This is a genomic window from Mesorhizobium sp. P160187 (genome assembly GCF_057766425.1).
On sequence record NZ_JBYMDX010000004.1, the window covers coordinates 1,146,819 to 1,172,227 of the forward strand.

Consider the following 25,409-nt stretch of genomic DNA (forward strand, 5'->3'; position numbering starts at 1 on the left):
TCTATAGGGACGCAGCGATGCGCTTTCAACGCGATCGGCCTTCTAGGCCTCATATTAAAGCAGCGGCAACTGCTCTTCTTCAACGGAATGCATCGGCGCGGTGGCGATCATTGAAGAATAACGATCCAAGAACGAAGCCACCTGTGGGTCTGCTCGTAACAAGCGATCAGTCGCTTCAAATCGATGCTCGGGCTTCAGCCTCACCAGTGTGGTGATGCGAAAAGGATGATCGTCGATATCAGACCTAGGGTATTCTTTCTCTTTGTAGTAGCGCCAATGAGCTCTATCGAACTGCCAGTCAAACTTAGCGTCACCGTTAACTCGAGAAAATACCTCCGTCAAATACACCTTGTTTATGTAATTGCGGAACTCACCATAAATTCGCTCTCCACCAATGACAAAAAATTGCTTCTTAAAATTGCAAATTGAATATACATCGGCCAAGAGAAGAGCAGTCTCTATATCCTTCGCCCATTTTATTCCGCGAGCGTCCGGAACTGGAGTTCTGGAGAGGACGATATTCTCTCGCTTAGGAAGCGGTCGGCCAATAGATTCGAATGTCCGTCTTCCCATTATAATGGCATGCCCTTCGGTTCTTTTCCTAAAATGCCGAAGGTCCGTTCCCAGATGCCAAGGTAATTGGTTCTCGATTCCGATAACGTGATCGGGATAACTTCTCGCGACGATCGACGTCGCGGAAGGCATTTGTATTTTTTTCGCTACCAATCGCCCATCCCCACACTCAACAGTCGTAGGCTAGGGTAAATGCCATCAACCTCGATGCGATAAGATTTCTATGGCTCATCAAAACGGATTGCACCAGTGACGAAGCGCCGCAAAATAGCGTCATTGCGCGCGATGGCGACATAGATCGCGACATCCATCAGTTGGCATCGCCGTCATCCGACGGCTCCAAGAGCAATATGTCGATGTTGTGCTCGGGATAGAAATCCTGCGCCTTGGTCTCGAAGGTCGTCGGCCCGACCTTCTTGACATTGTCGCCGCAAAACGAGATCAGCGCTTTCGGATTGCCCTTGTCGACGGTCAGCTTGAACTTGCCGATGCTGCCATTGGCCCAGTTGCCGCCGGTGGTCAGGATATAGGCTATGCGGTTCTCGTAAAAATGCGGATAACCGTCGGCCTTGGCGGCCTGCCGCACCGCATTCTCGAAGCTGTCGTCCATGCAGTAGCGGGTCTTGTAGGTCGTGTACTGGCTGCCCTCGGTGAACTTGCCGTCATAGAAGAAACTCACCGATGACGTGCCGCCGACGCTCGGTTTGTAGCGGTGCGAGACGTGGACATCCTTGTTGGCCGGAAATATCGCGCGCCACCAATAGGTCGAGCGCAACTGCCACCACGGCGTATAGACCTTGTTCGCCTCGGTACCGTCGCTGCCCGTATCCTCGATGATGATGCCGCGGTTTTCCCAATCCTCGGCGACCGTTTTCGGCAGCTTCGCCAGGGCCGCCTTGGCCGCATCGCCGAACGGATTGAACGGCACGTTCTGCGCCTTCAGATCGGCGCCGATATCGATGCCGACAGCGAACACTTTCTGCTCGAGCTGCGGCTTTGCCGGCGCGCCATCGATCGTCACCTCGAAGCCAAGGAAATTGTCGCTCTGGTTTTCCGGGATGGCCGGCATTTCCTCCGGATTGCCTTCGATGTCCGGCAGCGGAAAAGCGACGATGGCATTTACATCCTTGTCCGTGTTGTTGTGGAAGACGTAGTCGACCGTGACCTTTTCCGGCGAGATATAGAGGTCCTCGCTTTGCATCGACACCGCGTCGCTACGCGACAGGATCAGGCCACCTGTGCCGAGTTCGGCGGTCGTATCATTGGCCAGCGCGGGCACGGCTAAAAGCGCCAGCGCTACGGACAGAACATATTGCAACATCGAAGCCCCTCGCCAAGAATGCGGCGACCCTAGCCGTTTCAATGTGGCGTTTCAAAGCCTTCCGTCTCCCAGCAGGACGCCACAGTGTCTGGACACGCCAATCGGCGGTCTGGACTAACAGGTTTCGATCGGGCAGGAGTTCGCGTCATGCGCAAGCTTCTCGTCATCGGCATCGGCGCCGGCAATCCCGACCATATGACCGTGCAGGCCATATCAGGCCTAAACCGGGCGGACGTCCTGTTTATCCCCGACAAGGGGGCGAAGAAGAACGACCTTGCCGAATTGCGCCGCCATATCTGCGACCGTTTCGTCAGCAATCCGAAATCGCGCCGCGTCGAGTTCGACGTGCCGGTGCGCGCCGAGCCGGCGCCTTCCTATCGCTCAACCGTCGATGACTGGCACGAGGCCATCGCCCAGATTTATGAGAGCCTGGTCCGCGACGAACTTGCCGAGGACGGCTGCGGCGCCTTCCTGATCTGGGGCGACCCCTCGCTCTATGACAGCGCGCTGCGCATCCTCGCGCGCGTACGACTGAGGGGCAATGTCGCATTCGAACTGGAGGTCATTCCCGGCATCACCGCCGTCCAGGCGCTAGCCGCCGGCCACAAGATGGCGCTGAACCGCATCGGCGACCCCGTGCTGATCACCACCGGCCGCCGCCTCGCCGAACAAGGCATGCCGCACAATGCCGGCAGCGCCGTGGTCATGCTCGACGGCAAATGCGCCTTCAACACGCTGGCAGACAAGGATCTGATCATCCATTGGGGCGCCTATCTCGGCACACCGGACGAGATCATCGTTTCCGGTCGCCTGGGTGATGTCGGCGAGGAGATTGAGAGGACGAGAGAAGAAGCCCGGAAAAGAAAGGGCTGGATCATGGACACCTATCTGCTGCGTAAAGCAGGAGAGCCCGAGGAATAGCGCGCTCAAAGGTCGAGTTCCTTCGCGCCCCCCTCTGTCCTGCCGGACATCTCCCCCTCTAGTGGGGAGATTGGCCGTCACGGAGGATTTCGCCAATCGCCTAACAGATTAGCGCCCGTCTACGGGCTAGCTGATCTCCCCCCTTGCGGGGGAGATGTCCGGCAGGACAGAGGGGGGTGTGACGGATCGCAAGCTTCAACCCTCACCCAGCATCAATCTCCGCCTGCAAGGCGTCCATATGCGTGGCCGCCGCTGCCGCCGCAGCGCGCTCGATAGCGCGAAAACGGCTGACAACTGCAAGGCCAACTGAGGTCAGCTGTGCGCCGCCGCCCTTTTTGCCGCCGGTCTGCGCCGCGACCAGTGGCTTGCCGAACACACGGTTCATATCTTCCACCAGATCCCAGGCGTGCTTGTAGGACATCTCCATGCCGCGTGCCGCAGCCGAGATCGAGCCGAAAGTGGCGATCTGCTCCAGCAATTCGATCTTGCCCGGACCTATGCGCCCGTCCGGATCGAGATTTATCCGCAGGCTCAGCGACGGCATCTCTTGTCCTCCACAGTCACACTAGCCCCTCTCGACCCATAGCGCTATTCCAAAACGATATAGCGGCTATCAGCCATCCGCTTCGGCCGGCAGGCCGGCGCCGGTGTTGGCACGGTCGAAACTGACCGTCTTGATCACCGCGAACACCTTGCCGCCGAGTTGAAGGTTCAGTACCTGCCTGGATTGTTCGGTAATGCGCGCAAGCACGGTTGCGCCATTGCAGTCGATGCCGATTTCGACCGTCGGCCCCTCGCCCGAGCCGATTGCGACGATGGCGCCCGGCAGGATGTTGAGCGCACTGAGACCTTTCGGCTGTTCGGTGGCTATCATCACGTCGCGGGCGCGGATTCGGATGCGCACAGGCGCGCCGACCGAGACCGCCAATTGCGGCACCCGGATTTCGCCCGCCGCCGAGCCGAGCACGGTCATCCCGAAGATCTCATCATGGCGCAGCACCTTGGTGTCGAGAACCGCGCCGCCCTCGCCGCGTTCCTCCGCCGGCAGCAATTCGAGCCGTTGCATGATCGCGCCGGTCGGGCCTGAGGCAGCGACCTTGCCTTGCGCCATCACCACCACGTCGCTGGCCAGCCGCGCCACCTCGGCGACGGAGTGGCTGACATATACGATGGGCAGCTTGGTCTCGTCGCGCAGCCGCTCGATATAGGGCAGGATCTCGGCTTTGCGCGCATCGTCGAGCGAGGCCAGCGGCTCGTCCATCAACAGCAGTTTCGGGCTGGCAAGCAGCGCCCGGCCGATCGCCACGCGCTGCTTCTCGCCGCCCGAGAGCTTTGCCGGTCGCCGGTCGAGCAGAGGACCGATGCCGAGCAGTTCGACGACCGCGTCGATATCCGCATAGCGCTCCGCCGGTGGCGTGAACCAGCGGCCATAGCGCAGATTGCCGGCCACGCTCATATGCGGAAACAGCCGCGCGTCCTGGAACACCATGCCGATCCGGCGCTTGTGCTTCGGCACGAACATGCCGGCATCGGTGTCGACCAGCACACAGCCGTCGACCGCGATACGGCCCTTGGTCGGCCGGATCAGGCCGGCGATCACGTTGATCAGCGTCGTCTTGCCGGAGCCCGATGGCCCGAACAGCGCCGTCAGCCGCCCGGCGCTTTCGAAACGCGCGTCGACGGCGAAACCGCCGAGCCGATGGCTGATGTCCACCAGCACGCTCATTCGATGTCCATCCGCCGGCCGACGCGCCGCGCCAGCACTTCCGAGGCGACCAATGCGGCCATCGAGATGACGATGGAGATCAGCGTCAGCCTGAGCGCCCCGTCATCGCCGCCAGGCACCTGCGTGAAGGTGTAGATCGCCGAAGGCAGCGTCTGCGTCTCGTTGGGAATGTTGGAGACGAAGGTGATGGTGGCGCCGAACTCGCCCATCGCCTTGGCGAAGGACAGGATCGAGCCGGCGATCAGCCCGGGCAGGATCAGCGGCAGCGTGATGGTGGCGAAGACCCAAATCGGGTTGGCGCCGAGCGTTCCCGCCGCTGCCTCCATTTTGCGGTCGACCGCCTCGATCGACAGCCGGATCGCCCGCACCATCAGGGGAAAGCCCATGATACCGCAGGCCAGTGCGGCGCCGGTCCAGCGAAACGAGAAGACGATGCCGAAATGCTCGGCCAGGAACGCTCCCGCCGGCCCGCGCCGGCCGAAGGTAAGCAGCAAGAGATAACCTGTCACCACCGGCGGCAGGATCAACGGCAGGTGAACCACACCGTTGAGCAGCGTCTTGCCCCAGAATTTTCCGCGGGCCAGCAAAAGCGCCATCAAGATGCCCGGCGGCAGGCTGAACAGCATCGCCACCGTCGCCACCTTGATCGACAGCCGGACCGCATTCCATTCGTCGGGAGTGAGGTCCAGCAGCCAGTTCATGCGTCAGCCGCTACCTTAATTGCTCGGCGTGAGCACGGTGAAACCCTGATCCCTAAACAGCTCCACCGCCTTGGCGGACTGCAGGCACTTCAGGAAAGCCGGGGTATCCTTGTCCTTCGAATCGGTGGTCTGGGCAACCGGATAGATGATCGGCGGGTGCGAATCCTCCGGGAAGGTGCCGACCACCTTGACTCCCTTGTCGGCATGCGCGTCGGTGGCATAGACGATGCCGAGCGCGGCCTCGCCCGTTGAAACCAGCTTCAGCGCGGCGCGCACATTCTCGGCCTGCGCCACCTTGCCTTCGACCGACGACCAGACGCCGAGCGATTCAAGTGCCGCCTTGCCATACTTGCCGGCCGGCACCGCCTTGACGTCGCCCATGGCGAGCTTGCCGTCGCTGATCAGCTTGGCGAGGTCGAAGCCTTTCTCGATCCTGGTCTCGACCTTGGAATCCTGTGGCGCCACCAGCACGATCTGGTTGCCGAGCAGTTTCACCTCGGTTTCCGGCTTGGTCAGTCTCTTGTCGGAGAGGTACTTCATCCAGTCGAGATCGGCCGAAATGAACACATCGGCGGGCGCCCCGCTTTCGATCTGCTTGGCCAGCGCCGAGCTCGCGGCGTAGGAGACGGTCGCCGCTTCACCGACATCGGCTTCGCAGGCCTTGGTGACGGCGTCGAGCCCGTCCTTGAGGCTGGCTGCGGCAAACACGATCACCTTGTCTCCCGCGTGAGCCGCCGGCATCGCGGCCATCAGAGCTACGGCAAAGCCGCCAATCGCGATTGCCCTCATACCAAAACCTTTGTGCCCCAACATGAAAACTCTCCCTGGGCTTGAAATCTGCTGGCTCGACTCCTGCCGACCGATATATCTGGATGAATATAACAAGGGAAGGCCGCCTCCTGCGAAAGCGTATGTTCGGCATCGATTGTTCTGGTTTGGACGTGCACCGAAACCCGGAAAGGAACTCCGATGAAGATCAGCGCCCGCAACATCCTCAAGGGAACGATCGTCGAGATCGTCAAAGCACCTCGCCTGTCCGCGGTGATGTCGCCGGCTCCGTCGTCACGCTTCGATCACCAACGAGGCCGTTGCCGATCTCAAGCTCGAAAAAGGCAAGCAGCCTATGCCATGATCAAGGCAACCGACGTCATGGTCGACATCGATTGAGGGTCGGAATTGATTGACGGTGGACGGATCAGACCGCGATCGGCGCCTTGATCGACGCGTCGGCAAAATAGTTTTCCAGCCGGAAATCCTCGAAGCGGAAGGCGAACAGGTCCTTCACCTCCGGATTGATCCACAGCGTCGGCAGCGCCTTGGGCGTGCGACGCAATTGCTCGCGCGCCTGCTCGAAATGGTTGGAATAGAGATGCGCATCGCCCAGCGTATGGACGAACTCGCCGGGCTTCAGCCCGGTCACCTGCGCCACCATCAGGGTCAGCAGCGCGTAGGAAGCGATGTTGAAGGGTACCCCGAGAAAAATGTCGGCCGAGCGCTGGTAGAGCTGGCAGGACAGCTTGCCGTCCGAGACGTAGAACTGGAACAGGCAGTGGCAGGGCGGCAGCGCCATCGCCTCCACTTCGGCCGGGTTCCACGCCGAAACGATCAGCCGGCGTGAATTCGGATTCCTGCGTATCTCCTTCAGAACATTGGCAATCTGGTCGATCGACCCGCCATGGCCATCCGGCCAAGAGCGCCACTGCTTGCCATAGACCGGGCCGAGATCGCCATTCTCGTCGGCCCATTCGTTCCAGATCGAAACGCCATGATCTCTAAGGTATTTGATGTTGGTGTCGCCGGCCAGGAACCACAGGAGTTCATGGATGATCGACTTCAGATGCAGCTTCTTGGTGGTGGTGACGGGAAAGCCGCGCGACAGGTCGAAGCGCATCTGGTACCCGAATACCCCACGCGTGCCGGTGCCCGTGCGGTCGCCACGGTCGGCGCCATTGTCCAGCACATGCTGCAAAAGGTCGAGATACTGGCGCATCGGCTTCGCCTCGATTCGGGATTACCGCCATCATAACCGACTGGCCGCCGGCCGAACACAGCAAAAGGACCAGAACGCGGCTTGCCCCATCACTCTTCAAGGGTTAGCGCTGCCCCTCACCTGCCTGCCGGCATCCTCTCCCCGTATAGGGACGGGGAGAGGGGCGCTGTGATCAGCGGTTTCGCCAATCACAAGCGTTCGAGAGAGAGAGAGAGAGAGAGAGAGAGAGCCAAGGCTGCGGTCAGCCCTATCTCCCCGTCACTATACGGGGAGAAATGCCCGGCAGGGCAATGAGGGGCGGTGCTGATCTCCGGTGAGGAGCAAAATCAAACGCGCGCTCTGCCTATCGGCAATAATCTCTACAAAGAGCCGAGCTTGCCCAGATCCTTGGCGACCAGATAGTAGAAAGTCACGCGGCTCTTGGAGCTGTCGGCGGCCAACGCCTTGCAGGTCTTCTCGATCGCAGAGTCGGCTTTCGCCCCGTCGGTCACGCCGAGTTTCTTGGCAACCCAGTTGGTCTTGACGCGCTCCAATTCCTTGGGGTCGGTGCAGGATACCAGCGAGGAATCGCGGTTGCGCAGCGCGATGCCCAGATGTTTCACAATCTTGGCAACCACATCGGCATTTGCGGCGGCGTCGTATTTCTTCACGTCTGCGAGATAATCGGCCATCAAATTTCCCCATGTCGGCGCCACGGGATCCGATCGATGAGGGCTGTGGCGCGCTGCCGCAACTTGTGCGCTATGTCGATGCTCCTCACCATCGCAAAGCTTCGGTTGAGACCGCGCGCGAGTCAACCCTCGGCGCCGCAGTTTGGTGCGGCCAAGAAGTGTCATTGCGGCCTTTCATTTTGTGCGCCGCCCCCCTATATTCGTTTTGTCGGCTTGACCGACTATGGCGATAAATGGGCGATGTAATAAGCCGTTCGGACCCGGGGGCGGTACCCGGCGCCTCCACCAAGAACCGCTCTGTGATCAGAGCGGCTGTTGCTGGGGGCGAAATAGGATCGACGAAGGTGTAAAGATCGTACTTTTGCCCGGCATGGTACCACCGTCATCGGGCTAAACCTGTAGTTGCAAATGACAACTATGCGGAAGCACGTCTCGCCGCGTAAGCGGTGCGATAGCTTCAAATCAAGCCCTAGAGGTTCGCACTTCTAGGCGGGGTTCGGAGGTACCTGGCAACAGAAACCTCCACTTCTCCCCTCCTCGATATCGTACGCTCAATGCCGGCTGCCGCTGGCCGGATTTCGCATGACGATGGGCCGCGAAGCCTACACCAAATTGAGCCATGAGCTGGTGCAATTTGCCGCTGGCGTCGGTCGAAGGCCGTGGTTCTGGCCGGGGCCGGATTACCCCAGACGTGAAAAAGGCCGGGATGACCCGGCCTTTCCGGTCGATTGCGGTCAGCTTACTCGGCCGGCGCTTCAACGGCTTCGCGCGAGCGGCCGAGCGTCAGTTTGGCCAGCGTGAACGAGATTACGGCGCAGAGCGTGATGCCGGCCACCATGGGGAGCGGGGTGCCGTCGAAGAAGATGCCGGCGACGCCCATCGCCAGCGCACCGATGGCGAAGTGCAGCGTGCCCATCAGCGCCGAGGCCGTGCCGGCGATCTCGCCATGCTCTTCCATGGCCAGCACCGACGTCGTCGGGATGACCAGGCCGAGGAAGCCGTAGCCGACGAACAGCAGTGCCGCCATCACATCGAGCCGGTCGACGCCGGTCGCCATGACTGCGAACAGCACCACCATCGTCGTGGCATAGCCGGTCACCGCCACCCAGACGACGCGCTTCAGCCCGAAGCGCTCCGACAGCAGTCCCGTCAGCTGCGACATGCCGATGAAGGCGACCGCATTGATCGAGAAGAACACGCTGTAGACGGAAGGCGACAGCCCGTAATGGTCGATCAGAATGAAGGACGAACTCGAGAGGTAGACGAAGAAGCTGGCGATGCCGAAGCCGGCGATCGCCACCAGGCCGAGGAAATTGCGGTCACCCATAAGGAAGCGATAGCCGGCGAGTGCGGTTCCGAAGGAGGAACCGACGCGTTCTTCCGCCGGCCGCGTCTCCTTCAGCGAGGTCGCCAGCAGAATGGTGGCCAGCAGGGCCGCGCCCGTCACCGTCCAGAACACGGCGCGCCAGCCGAAATTCTCGATGATCTGGCTGCCGGTCAGCGGCGCCAGGATCGGCGACACCGAAAACACCAGCATCAGCAGCGACATCAGCTTGGCGGCTTCGGTGCCGGTGTGCAGGTCGCGCACGATGGCGCGCGGCACCGCCATGCCGGCGCTGGCGCCCAGTCCCTGCAGGAAGCGGAAGGCGATCAGCCATTCGATGGTCGGGCTCATGGCCGAACCGATACCGCCGACCATGAACAGCGCAAGGCCGCCGTAAAGCGGCAGCTTGCGGCCGACCATGTCGGAGATCGGTCCGACGACGATCTGGCCGAAGCCCATCGACAGGAAGAAGATCAATAGGCTCATCTGAACGGCGGCGGTGCCGGCATGCAGATCTTCGCCGATCGAAGGCAACGCCGGCAGATACATGTCGATGGCGAAGGGGCCGATAGCGGACAACAGGCCGAGCACGACCGCGATGCGGAGGAATTTGGGACTCATGATAAAGGCTTCTTTCAAGTCTGGTTGGCGCCGCCAACGCGACGACTAACCCTAGGACGTTCCATCCCGTTGAAATCCGACGGCTCAGAGCGAGATTATTCGTCTCTACGGAGCGAATTCCCCATTTATTGTGTCCACAAATTTAGACAGCCTTGTCTAATTCGTCAATCACCTCTATATAGATTTCTATGAAGCTTGCCGTTTCTCCTGACATTTTCCCGCCACGCGGCCACGAGGCCAAGCGTATGTCGATTATCGATGCGGCGGCTTCGGTCTTTTGCCGGGAAGGCTTTGCCGGCGCGAATATCGACCTGATCGCGGTGGAGGCCGGCGTGTCGCGCCAGACCATCTATAATCACCACCGCGACAAGGAAAAGCTCTTCATGGCTGTGGTGCGCGATCTGACGGAGCGCTGCAATGCCGGCATCTTCGCCACCTTCGCCTCTTTCCCAGACCAGCCGAAGGATCTGGAAGCCGACCTGATCGGCTTTGCCGTGCGCATGAATCAGAACTGCATCTGCAACCGCGACGGACGCTTCCTGCGCAAGCTGATCCAGACCGAAGGCGAGCGCTATCCCGAGCTCTTCGCCGAATGGCGCGACCAAGGGCCGGGCCGGACCTGGCCGGCACTTGCCGCCCGTTTTGCCCGCCTCGCCCATGCCGGCCATCTCGCGGTCGACGATCCCGATGTCGCCGCACGCCAGTTCCTGGCGCTAGCCAACGCCGAACTGCAGACCACCTTCATGCTCGGCGGCATGCCGTCGGAAGATGAAGTGCTGCAATCCGCGACCCACGGCGTGCGCACATTCCTGCGCGCCTTCGGCAAGCGCAGATCAGCGGCAGCGGTGGAAAAACAGCTGGCCAGCGCCTGAACGCCAAAGCAGGCGATCAAATCGTCCGTTACGGGCTTCGCTTCGGCGCATCAGCGATCTATATCCGGTTTACGCCGCGCTCAAGCTTGATTACAGCTATGCGGACGATTCAACGGAACCCGACCAGCACATGGCCGACGACCACATCCGCTACGACATTCTGGCCCAGGAGGCATTGCGCGGCGTCATGCGCAAGGTCCTGGCCGAAGTCGCGCGCACCGGCCTTCCCGGCAATCATCATTTCTTCATCACATTCCTGACCGGCGCGCCGGGCGTGCGGGTGTCCTCCAGGCTGCGCGAGCGCTATCCCGAACAGATGACCATCGTCATCCAGTTCCAGTATTGGGACCTCAAGGTGACCGATACCGGCTTCGAGGTCGGGCTGTCCTTCTCCGACGTGCCGGAGAAGCTGGAAATCCCGTTCTCGGCCGTACGCGGCTTCTACGACCCATCGGTCAATTTCGAACTCGAATTCGACGTCAAGACCGACGTCCCGGCGGAAGACGATGCAGCCGCCCAGCCGGCTGCCGAGCCCTTGGCTATCGTCTCCGAGAAAAAGCCGAAGGCCGAGAAGAAGGCAGCTACCACTGAGGCGGAGAAAAAGCCCGCCGTGGCCGATGCCGGCAAGGGCGCCGACGTCGTGTCGCTCGACGCCTTCCGCAAGAAGTAGCGGGACGGACGGCGCGACATGGGCGAAATCGTCAACCTTCGCCAGGTCCGCAAGCAGAAGGCGCGCACCGAAAAGGAAAAGCTCGCCGGCGAGAACCGCGCTCTGCACGGCCGTTCCAAAGCCGAAAGAACTCGTGACCGGCTGACATCGGACAAGGCCGAAAAATTCGTCGCCGGCCACCGCCGCGAACGCCCGGAAGACCAGGGCGATTGATGGACGGCCTGCGGTGAGCCCGGTCGAAAAACGCTCGGTGACCATCCGCGGCCATCGCACCAGCTATTCCCTCGAAAAACCCTTTTATGACGATCTCGTCGCCATCGCCGCCGCGCGCAAGCTGACGCTTGCTGCCCTGGTCGCCGAAATCGACGAGACAAGGCCGCGCGATGCGAATCTGTCGTCGGCCCTCAGGCTCCACGTGCTGGACTGGGCCAAGCGCGACGCCAGAACTTCTTAGGCCTTTATGACCGCATCCTGTTTCTTGCTGCGGGTGCCAAATCCCAGCAGCGTCGAGCGATCGCGTTCCTCGGCAGCCTTCTTCGACCGGACGCGCATCAGATCCTTCCAGCCGACATAGCCGACCAGCCGCGCATCCTCGCGCGCGACAACCGGCAGATGCGAGACATTGGCCATCAGCAGCTTGTCGGAAAGACCCTCGAGATACTCGTCCGGATAGGCAAGCGTGAGCTTGCCGCCGTCAAGCAATTCGCCAAGCGTCGTGGTGCGGTGCTTGCCCGCGCGCCTCCAGCGCAGGATCGCCGGCGGATCGATGACGCCAAGCACCTGGCCGTCTTCGCTGACGACGGGAAAGCTCGGATGCCGCGTCTGGGGCGCGGTCAGGAAGGCGGCTGCGCCATGTAGCGTCATCGTCGCCGGCACGCTCTCCACCTGCGCGGTCATGACCTCGCGCACCCTGGTCAGCGCGAACGGATCGACACCATATTCGCGAACCAGATGATGCCCTCGCCTGGCAATCTTTTCCGTCAGGATCGACCGCTTCATCAACAGCACGGTGACCGCGTGAGCGGCCGCGCAAGCGGCGATCAACGGCACCAGCACATGGGTGTTGCCGGTGAGTTCGACCGCAAAGAAAGTCGCCGTCAGCGGCGCGCGCATGGTGCCGCCCATGGTCGCCGCCATCGCCAGCAACGGCCAGAGCCGGGCGTCCCCTCAGGCAGGATGCCGGCGAGAACCGCGCCCATGGCGCCGCCCATGATCAGCAGCGGCGCCAGCACGCCACCGGACGTTCCAGAACCGAGCGCCACCGACCAGATGATCGCCTTGACCACCAATAGGACAAGTGCCGCCGTGGCGATCAAGCGGCCATCGAGCATGTCGGCGATGTTGTCATAGCCGACGCCCAATGCCTGCGGCTCGATCAGTCCGCCAATGCCGACCACCAGGCCACCGATCATCGGCCACCACATCCAGTGTATCGGCAGCTTCTGGAAAGCGTCTTCGCAGGCATAGACCATCTGGGTCAGCAGGCCGGACAAGAGCCCGGCGCATATCCCGATCAGCACCCAGCCGCCCAGGCCGGTGAACGAAGCCTCCATGCTGCCTTGGAACGGGAAGATCGGCCCCGGCAAATGCAGCATGGTGCGCTCGACCTCGGCAATGATGGCGGCAACGGCCACGGGGATGAAGCTGCGCGGCGTCCATTCGAAGAGCAGCAGTTCCACCGCCAGCATGATGGCCGCGATCGGCGTGCCGAACACGGTGGTCATGCCTGCCGCCGCGCCCGCCACGAGCAGCGTCTTGCGCTCATTGTCGCTGACCGGCAGCATCTGCGCGATCAGCGAGCCGATGGCGCCGCCGGTCATGATGATCGGCCCTTCGGCGCCGAACGGACCGCCGCTGCCGATCGAGATCGCCGACGACAGCGGCTTGAGGATCGCCACCTTGGCATCAAGCCGTGAGCGACCGAGCAGGATTGCCTCGATGGCCTCGGGGATTCCGTGGCCGCGGATCTTCTCGCTGCCATATCTGGCCATCAAGCCGATGATCAGCGCGCCGATCACCGGAACGACGACCGCGGCGTAACCGAGCGGCGTGTGCTGCAGCTTCAGATTGGCGAATGAGAATTGGCCGAAATAAGCGATGTTGGTGGCAAGCTGGATCAGCTTAAGCAGCGCAATACCGGCAAACAGTCCTGCGGTTGCAACCACCACGGCGAGCGCCGCGATGAGCAGCACGCGCGCATCGGTAGTGAAGTCGCGCAGGTGATTTTCCGAGGATTTCATGTGGCGTCCAGCTTTCCGACGACGCCAAGCGCGCCATCCTGTTGTCGGGCCGCTATGTATCGTAACACGACATAAATATTCAAGGCCGTTCTCGACCGCTTTACCACGTCATTTTGGACAACGACTGCGCGCTGGCCGTTGAGCTTTTCAGACAAAGGGCGATAGAGATCGGAAATGACCGTGCCAAAGAACCCACGCCCCGCCATCTCGCAGGCCGACTACCAGCGCCTGTCCGAATTCCGTTACCTGATCCGGCGCTTCCTCGAATTCAGCCAGACGCAGGCCAACGATGCCGGCCTGACGCCGCGCCAGCATCAGGCGCTGCTGGCGATCAAGGGGTTTCCGGATGGCGGGTCGGTCACGGTTGGCGACTTGGCCGAGCGCCTGCGCATCCGCCACCACAGCGCCGTCGAGCTGGTCAACCGCCTAGGCGAGGCAGGACTTGTGATCCGGCATCAGGACAAACACGACCAGCGGCGCGTGTTTTTGCGCTTGACCGAACACGCCGAAGACCGTCTTGCCGAATTGTCCGCCGCGCATCTCGATGAGCTCAAGCGCATCGAACCGATGCTGGAACGCCTGCTGACCCGTCACAAGCAATAGTCCGCAAGTCGCGGACCGGTGCCGTCGGCGATGCGGGTGCCTAATTGCCCAGCGACTTCAGCAAATTATCGACCGAGAACGGATTTGTCCTGGGCTTCGGCGGCGCCGGGGCCGAACCGTCATTGACGCCGGGAAGTGAGCGGTCGACCTTCGGCGCCTGCTCCTGAGCCTTGCGCTCGGCCTCCAGCCTGGCTTTTTCCTGCGAAGCGATCCGAGCCTGTTCGGCCTTCTTCCGTTCGTCCTCGGCCTTGGCGGCGTCTTCGGCAGCCTGCTCTTCGGCCTGGGCTTTCGCGTCCGCATCTGCCTTGGCCTTTGCGTCAGCCTCTGCCTGCGCTTTCGCATCGGCATTGGCCTTTGCTTCGGCATCCGCCTTGGCCTTCGCATCCGCTTCGGCCTGTGCCTTCGCATCGGCCTGTGCCTTCGCCTTGGCGTCGGCCTCGGCTTTGAGCCGTGCCGCTTCCTCCTGCTTGCGCAATTCCTCGGTCGCGTTGTCGCGCTCGGTCTGCAGGGCGGCGTAGTAGCGCACCTCGCGCCGCAGCCGCTGCTTCTCGAGCAGTGCGGCCTGCATCGCCTCGACCCGCTGCTGCTCCTTTTCCAGCGCGCGCTGGGTCAAAAATTGCGCCAGCGGCTCGCTGTCGAACTGCTTCTTCAGCGCCCCGAACGGCCCATCGACGCTGAAATTGACCGTCGGATCGGAGCCGATCAGCGCCTCGTCGCCAGGCTTGTAGGTGACAGCGCCCTTGGTGGCGACGGTGCCGGTGTTGAGGTCGGCCGTGATGTCGGCAGACAGCGTCGCCGCCTGGTTTTCGAATTTGATCGGTGGTGCCCGCAACGTGCCGCCGGCGACCGTGAAGGCGATGTCGGCATCGCCGGCAGCAAAGCTGCCGTCGCCAGCGATCTCAGGTGCAAAGCCCGCGGTCTTTGCTGTGTCGATGTCGCGCCCGATCGCATCAGCCTTGGCAATCAACGCGCCGAAGGCATCGGGATTGACGCCGGCAATGGTGAGGCCTTTCAGCGCCGCCGTGCCCGAGCCGGAGAGTGCGGCAATCATCGCGTCGACCGATTTGCCGCTGGTCGACAGCCCTGTCGAGAAGTCGCCGCTGCCACTCAGGCCGGCAGCCGGCAGCACGGTCGCCAGGTCAGCGCCGGCAAGCCTCATCTGGCCGGAGAACAGCCCCGTGCCGTCTGTGTTCTTCAACTCGAACAATCCGGTGAGCGCGCCGCCGAGCAGTTTTGCCTTCAGGTCCGAAACGCGGATGCCTTCCTGGTCCAGTTTCAACGACAGCGACGCGTCATAGGCTGTCGCCAGCGGTCCGGCGGCAAGCGTCGCCGTCGTCAGATCGAGATCGGCGCTGAACGGCAGGCTGGAGTTCTGGCTGAATGGCGCCGTCGGCCAGTTCGCGTTGCTGCTGAGGAACGACTGGTCACCGAACAGCGCAACCGCAATCGGGTCGAGGTCCAGTTCGTCGAGCGCCAGCGCACCGGCAAAATGCGGCAGCCCCTGCTTCGCATCGATGTTGACGTCGCCCGAAATCTCCGACTCGTTGATGGATCCGCTGAGGCCGCTCAACACCAGCAGGCCATTGCCGAAATCGGCATCCGCGCTGAGCGAGGTCGAGGTGCCCGTTCCCATGCCCGGCAGGCCGGCGCCGGTCGTCATCAGCCAGGGCTCGATGTCGGAGGCGTCGAGGCCGATCTTGCCCTTGGCGGTGGCGCCTTGCGGTGTCTGAGCAACGGTGCCGTCGAACGTCGCCTTGAAGTCATCGGCGGCGAAATTGAAGCTCGTCGCCAGGCCGCCGCCAAACGTGCCTTTCGCCGAAATATCGGTGCTTGCCTGGCCGAGCATGCCGAGCGGCAGCGCCGGCAGGCCGTAGAGCGCCAGCAGCGCCGTGGCGTCGGGGTTTTTGGCGTTGAAGGTCAGCGTCACCGGCGCGTCGAGCAACTGGCCGACGGCCCCCTTGCCCGACAGCGACGCCGAAAAGGCCGAACCACCGGCCTTGCCTTGTCCGCTCACCGCCAGCCCGGTCGTGCCGTCGCCATTGTCGGCGGCGCTCGCCACCAGATCGACGCGCGCGTCCTGGAACAGTTCGGGATAGGCGGCCGTGCGGCCAGCCAGTCCCTTCAGCATCAGATTGTCGGGATAGTGTTGCGCGGCAATGTCGATCAGCGGCTTCAGATCGACGGCGACCACCGAGGCATCGAGCTTGCCGGTCGGGCTTGCCGGAAAATCCTTGATCCGGCCGGTGGCGCTGATCGAGGCGCCGGCAAGGCCGCCAATCGACAGCCGGTCGATTTCGAGCAGCCCGTCGCGGAGCCGGAGCGCGGTATCGACCGTGTCGGCGGTGAGCCCGCCGGCATTGACCGGCCCTGCCTTGATCTGAAAATCGAGGTCACGGTCGGAAAAGCGGTTGGCGCCCTTGTCGCTGACGAAGATCGAGGCGAAGGCCGTCAGCCCGTCGACATCGAGTTCGCCGCCCTCGAGCCGCATCAGCACCGAGGACTTGGCGTCGTCGGGCTGGTTGGAATCGATGCGGCCGGTGAACTTCGACTTGCCGAGGATCAGTTCGAGATCGCTGAACGCCTGGCGCTTCTCCGACAGGTCCACCTTGGCCTTGAAGCCGGCGGCCGGCAGCCGGCGGATCGCCTCGTCGACATCTTTCGACAACCAGGCAGCAAAGCCGGAAGGCTGCGCCACCGCCAGCAGCATGGAGCCGCTGAAACGGAAATGATCTTCGACGCTGAGCATGCCGCTGGCTTCCAGCGTCGTGCGCCCGGGCAAGGTCGCGGCCAGCGATTTCACCGACCAGCCGCCCTCGACCGGCTCGGCCGAGAGATGCACGTCGCGCACCGTGGTGTCGCCGGCCACCACCGCCGGCAGCTTGACCTCGACAGTGCCGGGGATGCTCGGCTTCGGCAGTTCGAGCAGCGCCTGCTCGATTCCGGCAATGCGCTGGTCCAGCGTCAGGCCGGCGCCCTTCTCAGCGCCCACCGCCTCGTCCAGTTGCACCTGCGCGCCATTGGCCTCGATGGCGAAGTTCGGCCTAAGGCCGAGATCGACCGAAGCCTTGCCGTCGGCTGTGTAGGGATTGTCGAGCGGCCCGGTCTCGAAGCGGAATTCGTCGACGCCGAGCTTCTGGTGATCAAGCGAGAACTTGCCGTTCAGCCGGAAGCCCGGATCGGGCTTGCCGGCGCTGACCTTGCCCGTATTGATCTCGACAACCTCACCATCGCTGCCGCGCAGCGTAGCCGAATTCTTGTCGTTGCCGGAAATCTTGAACTGGCCGGAATAGACGGCAGCCCCATTGACGATGCCTGCATTGCCGTCGGTTTCGATGACCACTGGATAGGCATCGGGATCGACCTTGAGCCTCAGCCGCATCTGGCCGCTGCCTTCGGCCTTGCCGGTCGAAGCCGCAACCGTCGAACGCAGTCCGTCGAGCAGCAACGTTCCGTCCATGCGCCACGGCCCGGCCAGCGACTTGGCAGAGATGGTCGAATTGATCTCGGAAATCAGATGGCTGCGCCCGCCTGCGGCATGGCGGAGCGCAATTTCTCCCTCCGTCACCGTGAGCTTCTCGATCGAGATCTGGTTGAGATCGAAGGGCGAGGACGGCCGTATCGCCCAGTCGACCGTGCCGTTATCGGCGATGTCGATCGTCGCCTTCGGATGCACCAGCCGCATGTCGAAAATCAGCACTTCGCCGCGCAGGAACGGCGCCAGTTCCGCGTCCATCGAAAAGGTCTCGACGGTCATTGCCGGCTGGCCGCCGGGGCCGCCGGCGACCGTGACGTTTGAGAAGGTCACCGAGGGGAACGGCAACAGCCGCGCCGTGGCGTCGCCTTGCACCGTCACCTTGCGGCCGAGAATGGCGCTCGCCTCGCGCTCGAATTGGGCGCGGTACCCGGTCCAATCGACAAAATACGGCACCACCAGCGCCGCAACCAGCACCAGCACAAACAAGCCACCGAAGATCACGAACAGGCGTGCGAGCATCAGCTCCGAACGGGTTGATTGAAAGTCAGCCGCACTCTACCCGCATCAGCGTGTCGATAAAGAGGCAATTCATCCAGAGTTGCTTGATCTCTGATGTATCTGGAAGAGCAGAGATTTTTGGACGCCTTTGACCGCGGTCCGGCCTGTGCGCAAGAGACTATCCTGCCATGGCCCGTCGGCGATATTCGTTCAGCAGCACCACCATCTCCTCGGGCGACAATGTCCAGCCCTGCGGTAATGCGGCTTCGGCGCCGAGGCTTTTGGTCACGCTGCCCATGACGGAGCTTTTCTTGACCCCCGGTGCGAAATTGTACCCGATCATATCGCCTATCCTGCGCCGGCGATGGACGACGAAGAAGCTTTCGATATTCTTCCAGGGGACCAGCTTGGGCGATCGAACAAGGCCTCCGCCGAGACTGAAACCTTGTCCGTTCAGCACCAGAATCTGCGGCCGCACAAGCTGCCAGGCAAACACCAACGCGACCAGCCCGAAAAAGGCCACGCACCACCAAAGGCCGGCGGTGTCGCCGTCCTCGGAGACATAAATCAGGAAAGCGCAGGCCAGGACAAAGAAGAGGCTGGCCGACAGCAGTAACAGTGTCTTGCCAAGCGATGCCCTTATAATCAGGGTATCCATTGCCGCTCCTCACATTTCGGCTATGCAGGTAATATCTTGCCCGGGTTCATGATGTCTTGCGGGTCGAGCGCTTTTTTTATGGAGCGCATGATGTCGACACCATGGCCGAGCTCATGGCGCAGGAAGCCGATCTTGCCCTGGCCGATGCCGTGTTCGCCGGTGCAGGTGCCGTCCATGGCGATCGCCCGCACGTTCAGCCGCGAGACGAATTTCTCCGCCAGCGCGATCTCTTTGGGGTCGTTGACGTCCATCAGCACCAGCACATGGAAATTGCCGTCGCCGGCATGGCCGACGATCGGCGCAACCAGGCCCATCTCGGCAATGTCGGCCTCGGTTTCGGCAACGCATTCGGCCAGCCGCGAGATCGGCACGCAGACATCGGTCGAAAGGCCCTTGGCGCCCGGCCGTAGCGTCAGCGACGCCCAATAAGCATCGTGCCTGGCTTTCCAGAGTTTCGTGCGCTCCTCGGCGACGCTGGTCCAAAGGAATGGCCCGCCGCCATTGTCTTCAGCAATGGCACCGAAGGTCTCGGCCTGTTCGGCGACGCCGGCATCGCTGCCGTGGAACTCGACGAACAGGCACGGGCTCTCGGGATAATCGAGCTTCGAGTAATTCTTCATCGCCCGCATCTGCAGTCCATTGACCAGTTCGATCCGCGCCACCGGAATGCCCATCTGGATGGTCGCGATGACCGCGTTGCAGGCCGCCTCGAGGTTTGGAAACGGGCAGACGCCGCCGGAGATCGCCTGCGGAATGCCTTGCAGCTTCAAGGTCAGCGAGGTGATGATGCCGAGCGTGCCTTCCGAGCCGACCAGAAGCCGCGTCAGATCGTAGCCGGCCGAACTCTTTTTCGCCCGCTTGCCGGTCGTCACCGTCTCGCCATCGGCCATGACGGCCGTCAGCGACAGCACGTTTTCACGCATCGTGCCGTAGCGCACCGCATTGGTGCCGGAGGCCCGCGTTGCCGCCATGCCGCCGAGCGAAGCATTGGCGCCGGGATCGATGGGGAAGAACAGGCCGGTATCGCGCAGGTGCCGATTCAAATCCTCGCGCGTTACGCCAGGCTCGACCGTGCAGTCGAGATCCTCGGGGTTGACCGACAGGATGCGGTTCATGCGCGAGGTGTCGACCGAGATGCCGCCACCCGGCGCGTTGGTGTGGCCCTCCAGCGAGGAACCGACGCCGAAGGCGATGACCGGCACGCGGTGCGCGGCGCAGGCACGTACGATCTCCTGCACCTCTTCTGTCGTCTCCGGGAACGCGACACCGTCAGGCGCCTGCGTCGGAATATAGGTGGTGGTATGCGCATGCTGCGAGCGGATCGCCGCGCCTGTCTGGAAGCGTTCGCCGAGCTGCTGCTTGAGAATGCCGAGCACGGCGGCGATGCCTTCCTCGTTGCGTTCGACCGGATTGAGGTCGCTCAGAGCCATGAATTCCTCCGCGAATGGACCAGCGTCCACGCTTGTTATGCGATTATGGATGCGTAGTCTCGACTGCCGCGCTCTGTCCAGCACCAGAACAAGGAACTTTCCATGCCTGTTCCCGCCCCCTTAGTTTCCAAACCGATGGACATCGAGAAGGACTGGATCGACTACAACGGCCATCTCAACATGGCCTATTACAACGTGTTGTTCGACCGCTGCTCGGATGAGGCGTTCGAGGCGATGGGCATGGGGCTGGACTATGTCGAAGAGCGGCGCCTGACCATCTACACGGCCGAAGTCCATGTTTGCTATGTCCAGGAACTGCACCTCGAACACAAGGTCGTCGTATCCTTCCAGCTGATCGATCACGACGACAAGCGGCTGCGGGCCTACCAGGAAATCCGCCATGTCGATGGCTGGCTTGCCGCCACCTCCGAAACCCTGTCGCTGCATGTCGACATGTCCGGGCCGAAAGTCGCGCCCTTCCCCGCCGATGTGCAGGCCAAGGTGGAAGCCATGCGCGCCGCCCATTCTGCACTGCCGATGCCCGAGCGCGCCGGCCGTTCGATCGGTATTCGCCGCAGGACCGCTTGAAGCGCTGCCGCGCCCGCGTTAACCTTACCAAGGTTTTAACGTGAACAAGCCATTTGGGCCATTGAACGACTCAGCTGACCGTTTGAGAACGGTGCCATGCGAGTTGTGACGCGGGCGGCGGGCAACAGGCGGTTCGAGGAACGTGCATGAAAACCGACATCAAGGTCGAGGTGGACAGGCTGGCTGCCGATCCGCGCATCACCGACTATGATTTCTGGCGCTCGTTGAAGAACGTCAACAACGAGATCTTCCACATCGCCAACAACAACGAGCCTATCCCCTTCGACATGATCCGCTGGCGCGCCATCCTGAAGCAGGCGCGCATGAAGCGTGGCCACGCCTGATGTTTCCGCTGTTCTGAGAAAGCCGCCACCGGCGAGCGCCGCCACGGACCATTGCGACCTGATCATTTCCAAAGGTCTGCGCCAGCCCCGCTTTCAGCGAATCGGCTGCATCCGACAACCTTCAAAAACCGTTCATTTCGACAGTTTGCGCAACCGGCGATTCGGTTTCGCAAACGGCTGCCTGCGACAAGAAGATCAAGATTGAACCAATTCCACGTCTAAGCCGTTGTGACCCCTGAAAAACGGCTTGGAGTGAAAGCATGGACTGGAAAAGGACCAGGGAACCGGCCGACGCATGGCACATGACGGACAATCTGCATGCCGAGCACGGCAAGGGCGATCCGTTCGCGGCCGCCATCCGCGCCACCCGCATGTCGATGGTCATCACCGATCCCCGTCAGGCGGACAATCCGATCGTCTTTGCCAATGACGCGTTCCTGCGCCTGACCGGCTACGAGCGCGACGAGGTCATGGGCAAGAACTGCCGCTTCCTGCAGGGGCCAGAGACAGACAAGGCAGCTGTGGCTAGCGTGCGCGACGCGATAGCAGCGGGAACCGATATCGCCATCGATCTGTTGAACTACCGCAAGGACGGCTCGACATTCTGGAATGCGCTCTACATCAGCCCGGTTTCCAACGACAAAGGCGAACTCCTGTTCTTCTTTGCCTCACAGCTCGATGTCTCCGATCGCAAGCGCTCGGAGGATCGCATCACCGCCGACAAGAACCGCTTTGAAAAGGCTGTCAAGGAACGCACGCGCGAGCTTGAGGCCGCCCTTGAGGCGCAGACCACGCTGCTGCACGAGGTCGACCATCGGGTGAAAAACAACCTGCAGATGATCTCCTCGCTGATCATCATGCAAAGCCGGGCAATCAAGGATGAAGCGACAAAGCGATCGCTGGCCACCATGCTGGAGCGCATCGAGGCGCTGAGCACGGTGCATCGCCGTCTCTACCAGTCAAAGGATGTCAGCCGCTTCGATGTCTCGGATTTCGCCAGGGATCTGGTCACCGACCTGCTGACCGCATCCGGACGCGCCGAGATCAAGCCGACGCTGGACCTCGAACCCATCGTCATTCCGGCCGAAAAAGCCACGCCTGTTGCCTTGATGGTCAATGAGCTTGTCACCAACGCGCTGAAGCACGCCTTCAAGGCAAAGCCGGACGGCACCACCGCGGGGCGCATCGGCATCAAGATGAGCCAGCCCGACGGCCACTTCAACATCGAGGTTTCCGATGACGGCGTCGGCATGGCCGAGGCCAGTGGCGATGCTTCCTTCGGCATGCGGCTGATCAAGTCGCTTGCCCGGCAGTTGCATGCCGACATCGAATGGCGCGACGCCGGCCCGGGCACAAAGGTCGTCATCTCGATGCCGAACGAACCGCAGCAGAAAGGGAAGCTGTCATGAACGAACCGCTCAAGGTCCTGATCGTCGAGGACGAGGCGTTGCTGGCGATGGAACTGGAAAGCCTCGTCGAGGAAGCCGGCCACAGCGTTGTGGGTTGGGCGACATCCTTGGCCGAAGCAAGAGGTATGATTGATACCGCCGATGCCGATATTGCCTTTGTCGATATCCACCTCGCCGACGGACCAACCGGGGTCGAGGTTGCCGAGCATATCCGCGAGGGTAACCGTTCCATGGTGGTGTTCATGACCGCCAATCCAAAACGCATCCCCGACCATTTCGCCGGCGCGATCGGCGTCATCGCCAAGCCCTACACGATGAACGGACTGGTGTCGGCGTTGCGCTATCTGCAGGAGGGCGTGCGGCGCCCGCCCCCGGTCTCGGTGCTGCCGGCCGGTTTTACGCTGTCGCCGGCCTATGAAAGCGTATGGGCGTCGTCGGCGGCCTGAAGCCTACGCCAGCTTCTCCTTGAGGAAAGCGATCGTCCGTCCCCAGGCGAGATCGGCTGCCTTCTTGTCGTAGCGCGCGGCCGAGGTGTCGTTGTTGAAGGCATGGTTGACGCCGTCATAGACATAGAGCGTGTATTCGACATGGGCGGCGTCGAGCGCTTTCTTGTAGGCATCGATGCCGGCGTCGATGCGCTCGTCGAGCCCGGCATAGTGCAGCAACAGCGCCGCCTTGATCTTCGCCACATCCTCGGCCTTCGGCTGCATGCCGTAATAGGCGACGCCGACGGCGAGATCGGGCGCGTTGACCGCCAGATTGTTGACCGTGCCGCCGCCCCAGCAGAAGCCGACAGCACCGACCTTGCCGTTGCCGTCCTTCTCGCCCTTGAGATAGGCGATGGTCGCCAGGCCATCGGCGGTGACCTGGCTGGCGTCGAGCTTGGTGAACATGTCGCGCGCCTTGTCTTCGTCAGCGGGCGTGCCGCCGAGCGGCGACAGGAAATCCGGCGCCAGCGCCACGAACCCTTCCAGCGCAACGCGCCGCGCAACATCCTTGATATGCGGGTTGAGCCCCCTGTTCTCATGCACCACGATGACGGTGCCGAGCTTGCCGGACTGGTCCGCCGGCCTGACCAGATAGCCCTTCATCTCACCGCTGCTGCCGGAATAGGTGATATCTTCAGCCTTCACGCGCGGATCGTTGTCGGCGACGATTGCCGCCTGCGCCGAATTCGCCGCAAGCAGCGGCGCGATCGCGGCCGCCGCCGCGCCCGATCCGGCAAGCCTGGTCAGCTGTTCCATGAAGCGGCGGCGGTCGAGCGTCAGATGCGTGTATTCGTCATAGGCATCGATCATCGCCTGGGTGATGGCAGGTTTGGCAGGTTTGACGGCTTCGGCGGTGGGTTTCGTCATGGCGTGCTCCTCGTTAGGAGATGATCTCACGGTCACTCCGGGATGACCTCATGGTCACTCCGGGATGACCTCGCGGTCACTCCGGGATGACTCGCGGATCAAGATAGGGTGCAAGCTCGCACGGTCCAGTCTCGGATGGGTGGGTTGTGTGCGTCAAGTTCTGCAAAATGGGGCGGCCATGATGCTGGTCATGCGGCTTGGCGCAGAGCGAGCTTCTTGTGCTCGCGCAGGACGTCCATATTGATGTATCGGTTGGCCTCCATCCAGTTTTCATTGGTCTCGACGGCCAACGCCCTGACCAGGCGCAGGCAGCTTTCGGTGTTGGGGAAGATGCGCACGACATAGGTGCGCCGGCGGATTTCCTCGTTGAGCCGCTCCAGCATGTTGGTGGATTTGAGATGCTTGTGGTGCTGTCTCGGCAGCCTGAAGAAGGTCAGGGTTTGTTCGATGGCATCCTCGGCCCAGCCTGTCAGGCGCGGATAGCGTGCCGACCATTTGGCAAGCCATGCGGCAAGATCAGCCCTGGCCTCTGCGAGATCGCGCCGGTCGTAGAGCCAGCGCAATTCCTGCAGGCAGTCGTCGCCGTGCTTCCTCGGCAGATGATCGAGCGCGTTCCTGAGGAAGTGCACGTAGCAGCGTTGCCAGGCGGCTTCGGGGATCACCTCGCCGATCGCTGCCACCAGGCCGGCGTGATCGTCGGACACGACCAACTCGACGCCCTTGAGGCCGCGCGCCTTGAGGCCGACGAGGAAGTCCCTCCAGGCCGAGCGGCTCTCGCGATTGGCCATCTCCACGGCCAGGATCTGGCGCCTTCCGTCCCAGTCGATACCGACCGCTATCAGCACCGCCTGGCTCATGACAACACCGGCTTCACGCACCTTCTCGTAGCGCGCATCGAGGATGAGGTAAGGAAACGGCTCTTGAAGGGGGCGCCTGGCAAAGGCAGCGAGGCTCTCGTCCAGCCGCTTGTTGATGGCCGAGATCGACGAGGCCGAGAAGGCATGGCCGCACAGTTCTTCCGTGATCGCCTTCACCTTGCGGGTCGACACGCCCTGCACATACATCTCCGCCAGCGTCGCCACCAAGGCCCGCTCGGAACGCTGGTAGCGCTCGAACAGCTCGGTGGAGAAGCGCCCGGCACGGTCCTGCGGAACCCGCAGCTCGAGCTTGCCGACCCGCGTCACAAGGGTACGGCCGTAATAGCCCGAGCGATAGCCAAGCCGTTCGGGCGTGCGCTCGCTCTTCGAGGCACCCAGCGCCTCGTCCATCTCGGCCTCAAGCACCTCCTGCATCACCGCACGGAGCACCTCGTGCAATCCATCCGGGTTCGAAAGCAAAATGTCTTTGACGGCAGCGCTGGCGGTCTTAACTTCAGTCTTGGTCATGGTGGCGTTCCTTCGCGGGAATCAGGTGACGTGA

Annotated in this window: 25 protein-coding genes, 1 other RNA gene and 2 pseudogenes; 13 read left to right on the forward strand and 15 right to left on the reverse strand. The window is 62.2% G+C overall.

Translation table 11 applies throughout. From position 1 onward, the window contains the following. Positions 1–54: 54 nt before the first annotated feature. Positions 55–726, reverse strand: a complete 672-nt coding sequence (locus AC3CCE_RS22615; RefSeq protein WP_352513017.1) for a dihydrofolate reductase — start codon at positions 724–726, stop codon at positions 55–57. A gap of 157 nt (positions 727–883) precedes the next feature. After that, positions 884–1,894 (reverse strand): DUF4424 domain-containing protein, encoded by a 1,011-nt coding sequence (locus tag AC3CCE_RS22620; protein WP_352626202.1) that lies wholly within the window; start codon positions 1,892–1,894, stop codon positions 884–886. A gap of 147 nt (positions 1,895–2,041) precedes the next feature. Here AC3CCE_RS22620 and cobF point away from each other — a divergent pair, with 147 nt between their 5' ends. Further along, entirely contained in the window at positions 2,042–2,815 is a 774-nt protein-coding gene (gene cobF / locus AC3CCE_RS22625; protein ID WP_023667410.1) for a precorrin-6A synthase (deacetylating), read from the forward strand. Between the two features lie 202 nt (positions 2,816–3,017). Here cobF and AC3CCE_RS22630 read toward each other — a convergent pair whose 3' ends face one another. From AC3CCE_RS22630 to modA, 4 genes are all read right to left on the reverse strand, one after another. Further along, the gene (locus AC3CCE_RS22630; protein WP_023667411.1) at positions 3,018–3,359 is read right to left on the reverse strand and encodes a winged helix-turn-helix domain-containing protein; all 342 of its coding nucleotides are present in this window, start codon (positions 3,357–3,359) and stop codon (positions 3,018–3,020) included. Between the two features lie 69 nt (positions 3,360–3,428). Next, positions 3,429–4,541 carry a molybdenum ABC transporter ATP-binding protein gene (gene modC / locus AC3CCE_RS22635; RefSeq protein WP_352626201.1) on the reverse strand — a complete coding sequence of 371 codons (1,113 nt, stop codon included), beginning with the start codon at positions 4,539–4,541 and terminating at the stop codon, positions 3,429–3,431. Beyond that, on the reverse strand, positions 4,538–5,242 hold the full coding sequence (gene modB / locus AC3CCE_RS22640) for a molybdate ABC transporter permease subunit (protein ID WP_023667413.1): 705 nt from the start codon (positions 5,240–5,242) through the stop codon (positions 4,538–4,540). The genes modC and modB overlap by 4 nt, the downstream gene beginning before the upstream one ends. A gap of 15 nt (positions 5,243–5,257) precedes the next feature. Continuing rightward, positions 5,258–6,052, reverse strand: coding sequence for a molybdate ABC transporter substrate-binding protein (modA, locus tag AC3CCE_RS22645; RefSeq protein ID WP_155923552.1), 795 nt, complete (start codon positions 6,050–6,052; stop codon positions 5,258–5,260). Positions 6,053–6,211: 159 nt separating this feature from the next. Between modA and AC3CCE_RS22650 the strand changes: the two are divergent. Next, a pseudogene (locus AC3CCE_RS22650) lies at positions 6,212–6,409 on the forward strand (TOBE domain-containing protein). A gap of 28 nt (positions 6,410–6,437) precedes the next feature. Here the strand turns inward: AC3CCE_RS22650 and AC3CCE_RS22655 are convergent. Both AC3CCE_RS22655 and AC3CCE_RS22660 read right to left on the reverse strand, forming a co-directional pair. Beyond that, positions 6,438–7,232 (reverse strand): thymidylate synthase, encoded by a 795-nt coding sequence (locus AC3CCE_RS22655; protein ID WP_023714748.1) that lies wholly within the window; start codon positions 7,230–7,232, stop codon positions 6,438–6,440. Between the two features lie 359 nt (positions 7,233–7,591). Next, the gene (locus AC3CCE_RS22660; RefSeq protein WP_023668323.1) at positions 7,592–7,903 is read right to left on the reverse strand and encodes a DUF2853 family protein; all 312 of its coding nucleotides are present in this window, start codon (positions 7,901–7,903) and stop codon (positions 7,592–7,594) included. Between the two features lie 168 nt (positions 7,904–8,071). Here AC3CCE_RS22660 and ssrA point away from each other — a divergent pair. Then, positions 8,072–8,430: a transfer-messenger RNA gene (gene ssrA / locus AC3CCE_RS22665) on the forward strand. A gap of 212 nt (positions 8,431–8,642) precedes the next feature. Here the strand turns inward: ssrA and AC3CCE_RS22670 are convergent. Next, complete coding sequence (locus tag AC3CCE_RS22670; RefSeq protein WP_023667417.1) at positions 8,643–9,848, reverse strand: multidrug effflux MFS transporter; 1,206 nt, start codon at positions 9,846–9,848, stop codon at positions 8,643–8,645. 188 nt (positions 9,849–10,036) lie between these two features. Between AC3CCE_RS22670 and AC3CCE_RS22675 the strand changes: the two genes are divergently transcribed. The 4 genes from AC3CCE_RS22675 (at position 10,037) to AC3CCE_RS22690 (ending at position 11,844) form a co-directional block, all read left to right on the forward strand. Next, positions 10,037–10,720 (forward strand): TetR/AcrR family transcriptional regulator, encoded by a 684-nt coding sequence (locus AC3CCE_RS22675; RefSeq protein WP_023668320.1) that lies wholly within the window; start codon positions 10,037–10,039, stop codon positions 10,718–10,720. A 130-nt stretch (positions 10,721–10,850) separates the two neighbouring features. Next, positions 10,851–11,390, forward strand: coding sequence for an SspB family protein (locus tag AC3CCE_RS22680; protein WP_023741675.1), 540 nt, complete (start codon positions 10,851–10,853; stop codon positions 11,388–11,390). An 18-nt stretch (positions 11,391–11,408) separates the two neighbouring features. Further along, a complete protein-coding gene (locus AC3CCE_RS22685) occupies positions 11,409–11,603 on the forward strand; it encodes a DUF4169 family protein (protein ID WP_023667420.1) in 195 nt (64 codons plus the stop codon). 13 nt (positions 11,604–11,616) lie between these two features. After that, the gene (locus AC3CCE_RS22690; RefSeq protein WP_023688060.1) at positions 11,617–11,844 is read left to right on the forward strand and encodes a ribbon-helix-helix domain-containing protein; all 228 of its coding nucleotides are present in this window, start codon (positions 11,617–11,619) and stop codon (positions 11,842–11,844) included. On the opposite strand, the pseudogene AC3CCE_RS22695 reads toward AC3CCE_RS22690, so the two are convergent. Beyond that, a pseudogene (locus AC3CCE_RS22695) lies at positions 11,841–13,630 on the reverse strand (chloride channel protein). The gene AC3CCE_RS22690 and the pseudogene AC3CCE_RS22695 sit on opposite strands and share 4 nt — an antisense overlap. Positions 13,631–13,804: 174 nt before the next feature. Here AC3CCE_RS22695 and AC3CCE_RS22700 point away from each other — a divergent pair. Continuing rightward, complete coding sequence (locus AC3CCE_RS22700; protein WP_031201823.1) at positions 13,805–14,233, forward strand: MarR family winged helix-turn-helix transcriptional regulator; 429 nt, start codon at positions 13,805–13,807, stop codon at positions 14,231–14,233. Between the two features lie 40 nt (positions 14,234–14,273). On the opposite strand, the gene AC3CCE_RS22705 is transcribed toward AC3CCE_RS22700, so the two are convergent. From AC3CCE_RS22705 to AC3CCE_RS22715, 3 genes are all read right to left on the reverse strand, one after another. Next, the gene (locus AC3CCE_RS22705; RefSeq protein WP_352626200.1) at positions 14,274–18,227 is read right to left on the reverse strand and encodes an AsmA family protein; all 3,954 of its coding nucleotides are present in this window, start codon (positions 18,225–18,227) and stop codon (positions 14,274–14,276) included. A 157-nt stretch (positions 18,228–18,384) separates the two neighbouring features. Continuing rightward, a complete protein-coding gene (locus tag AC3CCE_RS22710; protein ID WP_023815557.1) occupies positions 18,385–18,864 on the reverse strand; it encodes a hypothetical protein in 480 nt (159 codons plus the stop codon). A 20-nt stretch (positions 18,865–18,884) separates the two neighbouring features. After that, complete coding sequence (locus AC3CCE_RS22715; RefSeq protein WP_352626199.1) at positions 18,885–20,294, reverse strand: FAD-binding oxidoreductase; 1,410 nt, start codon at positions 20,292–20,294, stop codon at positions 18,885–18,887. Positions 20,295–20,396: 102 nt separating this feature from the next. Here AC3CCE_RS22715 and AC3CCE_RS22720 point away from each other — a divergent pair, with 102 nt between their 5' ends. The 5 genes from AC3CCE_RS22720 (at position 20,397) to AC3CCE_RS22740 (ending at position 23,081) form a co-directional block, all read left to right on the forward strand. Further along, the gene (locus AC3CCE_RS22720) at positions 20,397–20,882 is read left to right on the forward strand and encodes a thioesterase family protein (RefSeq protein WP_023699589.1); all 486 of its coding nucleotides are present in this window, start codon (positions 20,397–20,399) and stop codon (positions 20,880–20,882) included. Positions 20,883–21,028: 146 nt separating this feature from the next. Next, the gene (locus AC3CCE_RS22725) at positions 21,029–21,226 is read left to right on the forward strand and encodes a hypothetical protein (RefSeq protein WP_013531006.1); all 198 of its coding nucleotides are present in this window, start codon (positions 21,029–21,031) and stop codon (positions 21,224–21,226) included. After that, positions 21,213–21,431 (forward strand): hypothetical protein, encoded by a 219-nt coding sequence (locus tag AC3CCE_RS22730; protein ID WP_155929625.1) that lies wholly within the window; start codon positions 21,213–21,215, stop codon positions 21,429–21,431. Before AC3CCE_RS22725 ends, AC3CCE_RS22730 begins: the two co-directional genes overlap by 14 nt. 55 nt (positions 21,432–21,486) lie before the next feature. Next, positions 21,487–22,635: a histidine kinase dimerization/phosphoacceptor domain -containing protein gene (locus AC3CCE_RS22735; protein WP_023682107.1), complete on the forward strand. Its 1,149-nt coding sequence runs from the start codon at positions 21,487–21,489 to the stop codon at positions 22,633–22,635. Further along, the gene (locus AC3CCE_RS22740) at positions 22,632–23,081 is read left to right on the forward strand and encodes a response regulator (protein ID WP_023668313.1); all 450 of its coding nucleotides are present in this window, start codon (positions 22,632–22,634) and stop codon (positions 23,079–23,081) included. The genes AC3CCE_RS22735 and AC3CCE_RS22740 overlap by 4 nt, the downstream gene beginning before the upstream one ends. A 3-nt stretch (positions 23,082–23,084) precedes the next feature. Here the strand turns inward: AC3CCE_RS22740 and AC3CCE_RS22745 are convergent, their stop codons facing one another. Further along, entirely contained in the window at positions 23,085–23,990 is a 906-nt protein-coding gene (locus AC3CCE_RS22745) for a dienelactone hydrolase family protein (protein WP_023682108.1), read from the reverse strand. Between the two features lie 188 nt (positions 23,991–24,178). Then, positions 24,179–25,375, reverse strand: coding sequence for an IS256 family transposase (locus tag AC3CCE_RS22750; protein WP_488377099.1), 1,197 nt, complete (start codon positions 25,373–25,375; stop codon positions 24,179–24,181). Between the last annotated feature and the right edge of the window lie 34 nt (positions 25,376–25,409).

Bases quoted from the DNA above. Each gene is read 5' to 3' on its own strand.
- AC3CCE_RS22750 (WP_488377099.1), bottom strand. From the start codon at position 25,375: ATGACCAAGACTGAAGTTAAGACCGCCAGCGCTGCCGTCAAAGACATT.
- modC (WP_352626201.1), bottom strand. From the start codon at position 4,541: ATGAGCGTGCTGGTGGACATCAGCCATCGGCTCGGCGGTTTCGCCGTC.
- AC3CCE_RS22670 (WP_023667417.1), bottom strand. From the start codon at position 9,848: ATGAGTCCCAAATTCCTCCGCATCGCGGTCGTGCTCGGCCTGTTGTCC.
- AC3CCE_RS22745 (WP_023682108.1), bottom strand. From the start codon at position 23,990: ATGACGAAACCCACCGCCGAAGCCGTCAAACCTGCCAAACCTGCCATC.
- AC3CCE_RS22720 (WP_023699589.1), top strand. From the start codon at position 20,397: ATGCCTGTTCCCGCCCCCTTAGTTTCCAAACCGATGGACATCGAGAAG.
- AC3CCE_RS22675 (WP_023668320.1), top strand. From the start codon at position 10,037: ATGAAGCTTGCCGTTTCTCCTGACATTTTCCCGCCACGCGGCCACGAG.
- modB (WP_023667413.1), bottom strand. From the start codon at position 5,242: ATGAACTGGCTGCTGGACCTCACTCCCGACGAATGGAATGCGGTCCGG.
- cobF (WP_023667410.1), top strand. From the start codon at position 2,042: ATGCGCAAGCTTCTCGTCATCGGCATCGGCGCCGGCAATCCCGACCAT.
- AC3CCE_RS22630 (WP_023667411.1), bottom strand. From the start codon at position 3,359: ATGCCGTCGCTGAGCCTGCGGATAAATCTCGATCCGGACGGGCGCATA.
- AC3CCE_RS22660 (WP_023668323.1), bottom strand. From the start codon at position 7,903: ATGGCCGATTATCTCGCAGACGTGAAGAAATACGACGCCGCCGCAAAT.
- AC3CCE_RS22705 (WP_352626200.1), bottom strand. From the start codon at position 18,227: ATGCTCGCACGCCTGTTCGTGATCTTCGGTGGCTTGTTTGTGCTGGTG.
- AC3CCE_RS22700 (WP_031201823.1), top strand. From the start codon at position 13,805: ATGACCGTGCCAAAGAACCCACGCCCCGCCATCTCGCAGGCCGACTAC.
- AC3CCE_RS22715 (WP_352626199.1), bottom strand. From the start codon at position 20,294: ATGGCTCTGAGCGACCTCAATCCGGTCGAACGCAACGAGGAAGGCATC.
- AC3CCE_RS22740 (WP_023668313.1), top strand. From the start codon at position 22,632: ATGAACGAACCGCTCAAGGTCCTGATCGTCGAGGACGAGGCGTTGCTG.
- AC3CCE_RS22735 (WP_023682107.1), top strand. From the start codon at position 21,487: ATGGACTGGAAAAGGACCAGGGAACCGGCCGACGCATGGCACATGACG.
- AC3CCE_RS22685 (WP_023667420.1), top strand. From the start codon at position 11,409: ATGGGCGAAATCGTCAACCTTCGCCAGGTCCGCAAGCAGAAGGCGCGC.
- AC3CCE_RS22680 (WP_023741675.1), top strand. From the start codon at position 10,851: ATGGCCGACGACCACATCCGCTACGACATTCTGGCCCAGGAGGCATTG.
- AC3CCE_RS22725 (WP_013531006.1), top strand. From the start codon at position 21,029: ATGAAAACCGACATCAAGGTCGAGGTGGACAGGCTGGCTGCCGATCCG.
- AC3CCE_RS22655 (WP_023714748.1), bottom strand. From the start codon at position 7,232: ATGCGCCAGTATCTCGACCTTTTGCAGCATGTGCTGGACAATGGCGCC.
- AC3CCE_RS22620 (WP_352626202.1), bottom strand. From the start codon at position 1,894: ATGTTGCAATATGTTCTGTCCGTAGCGCTGGCGCTTTTAGCCGTGCCC.
- AC3CCE_RS22710 (WP_023815557.1), bottom strand. From the start codon at position 18,864: ATGGATACCCTGATTATAAGGGCATCGCTTGGCAAGACACTGTTACTG.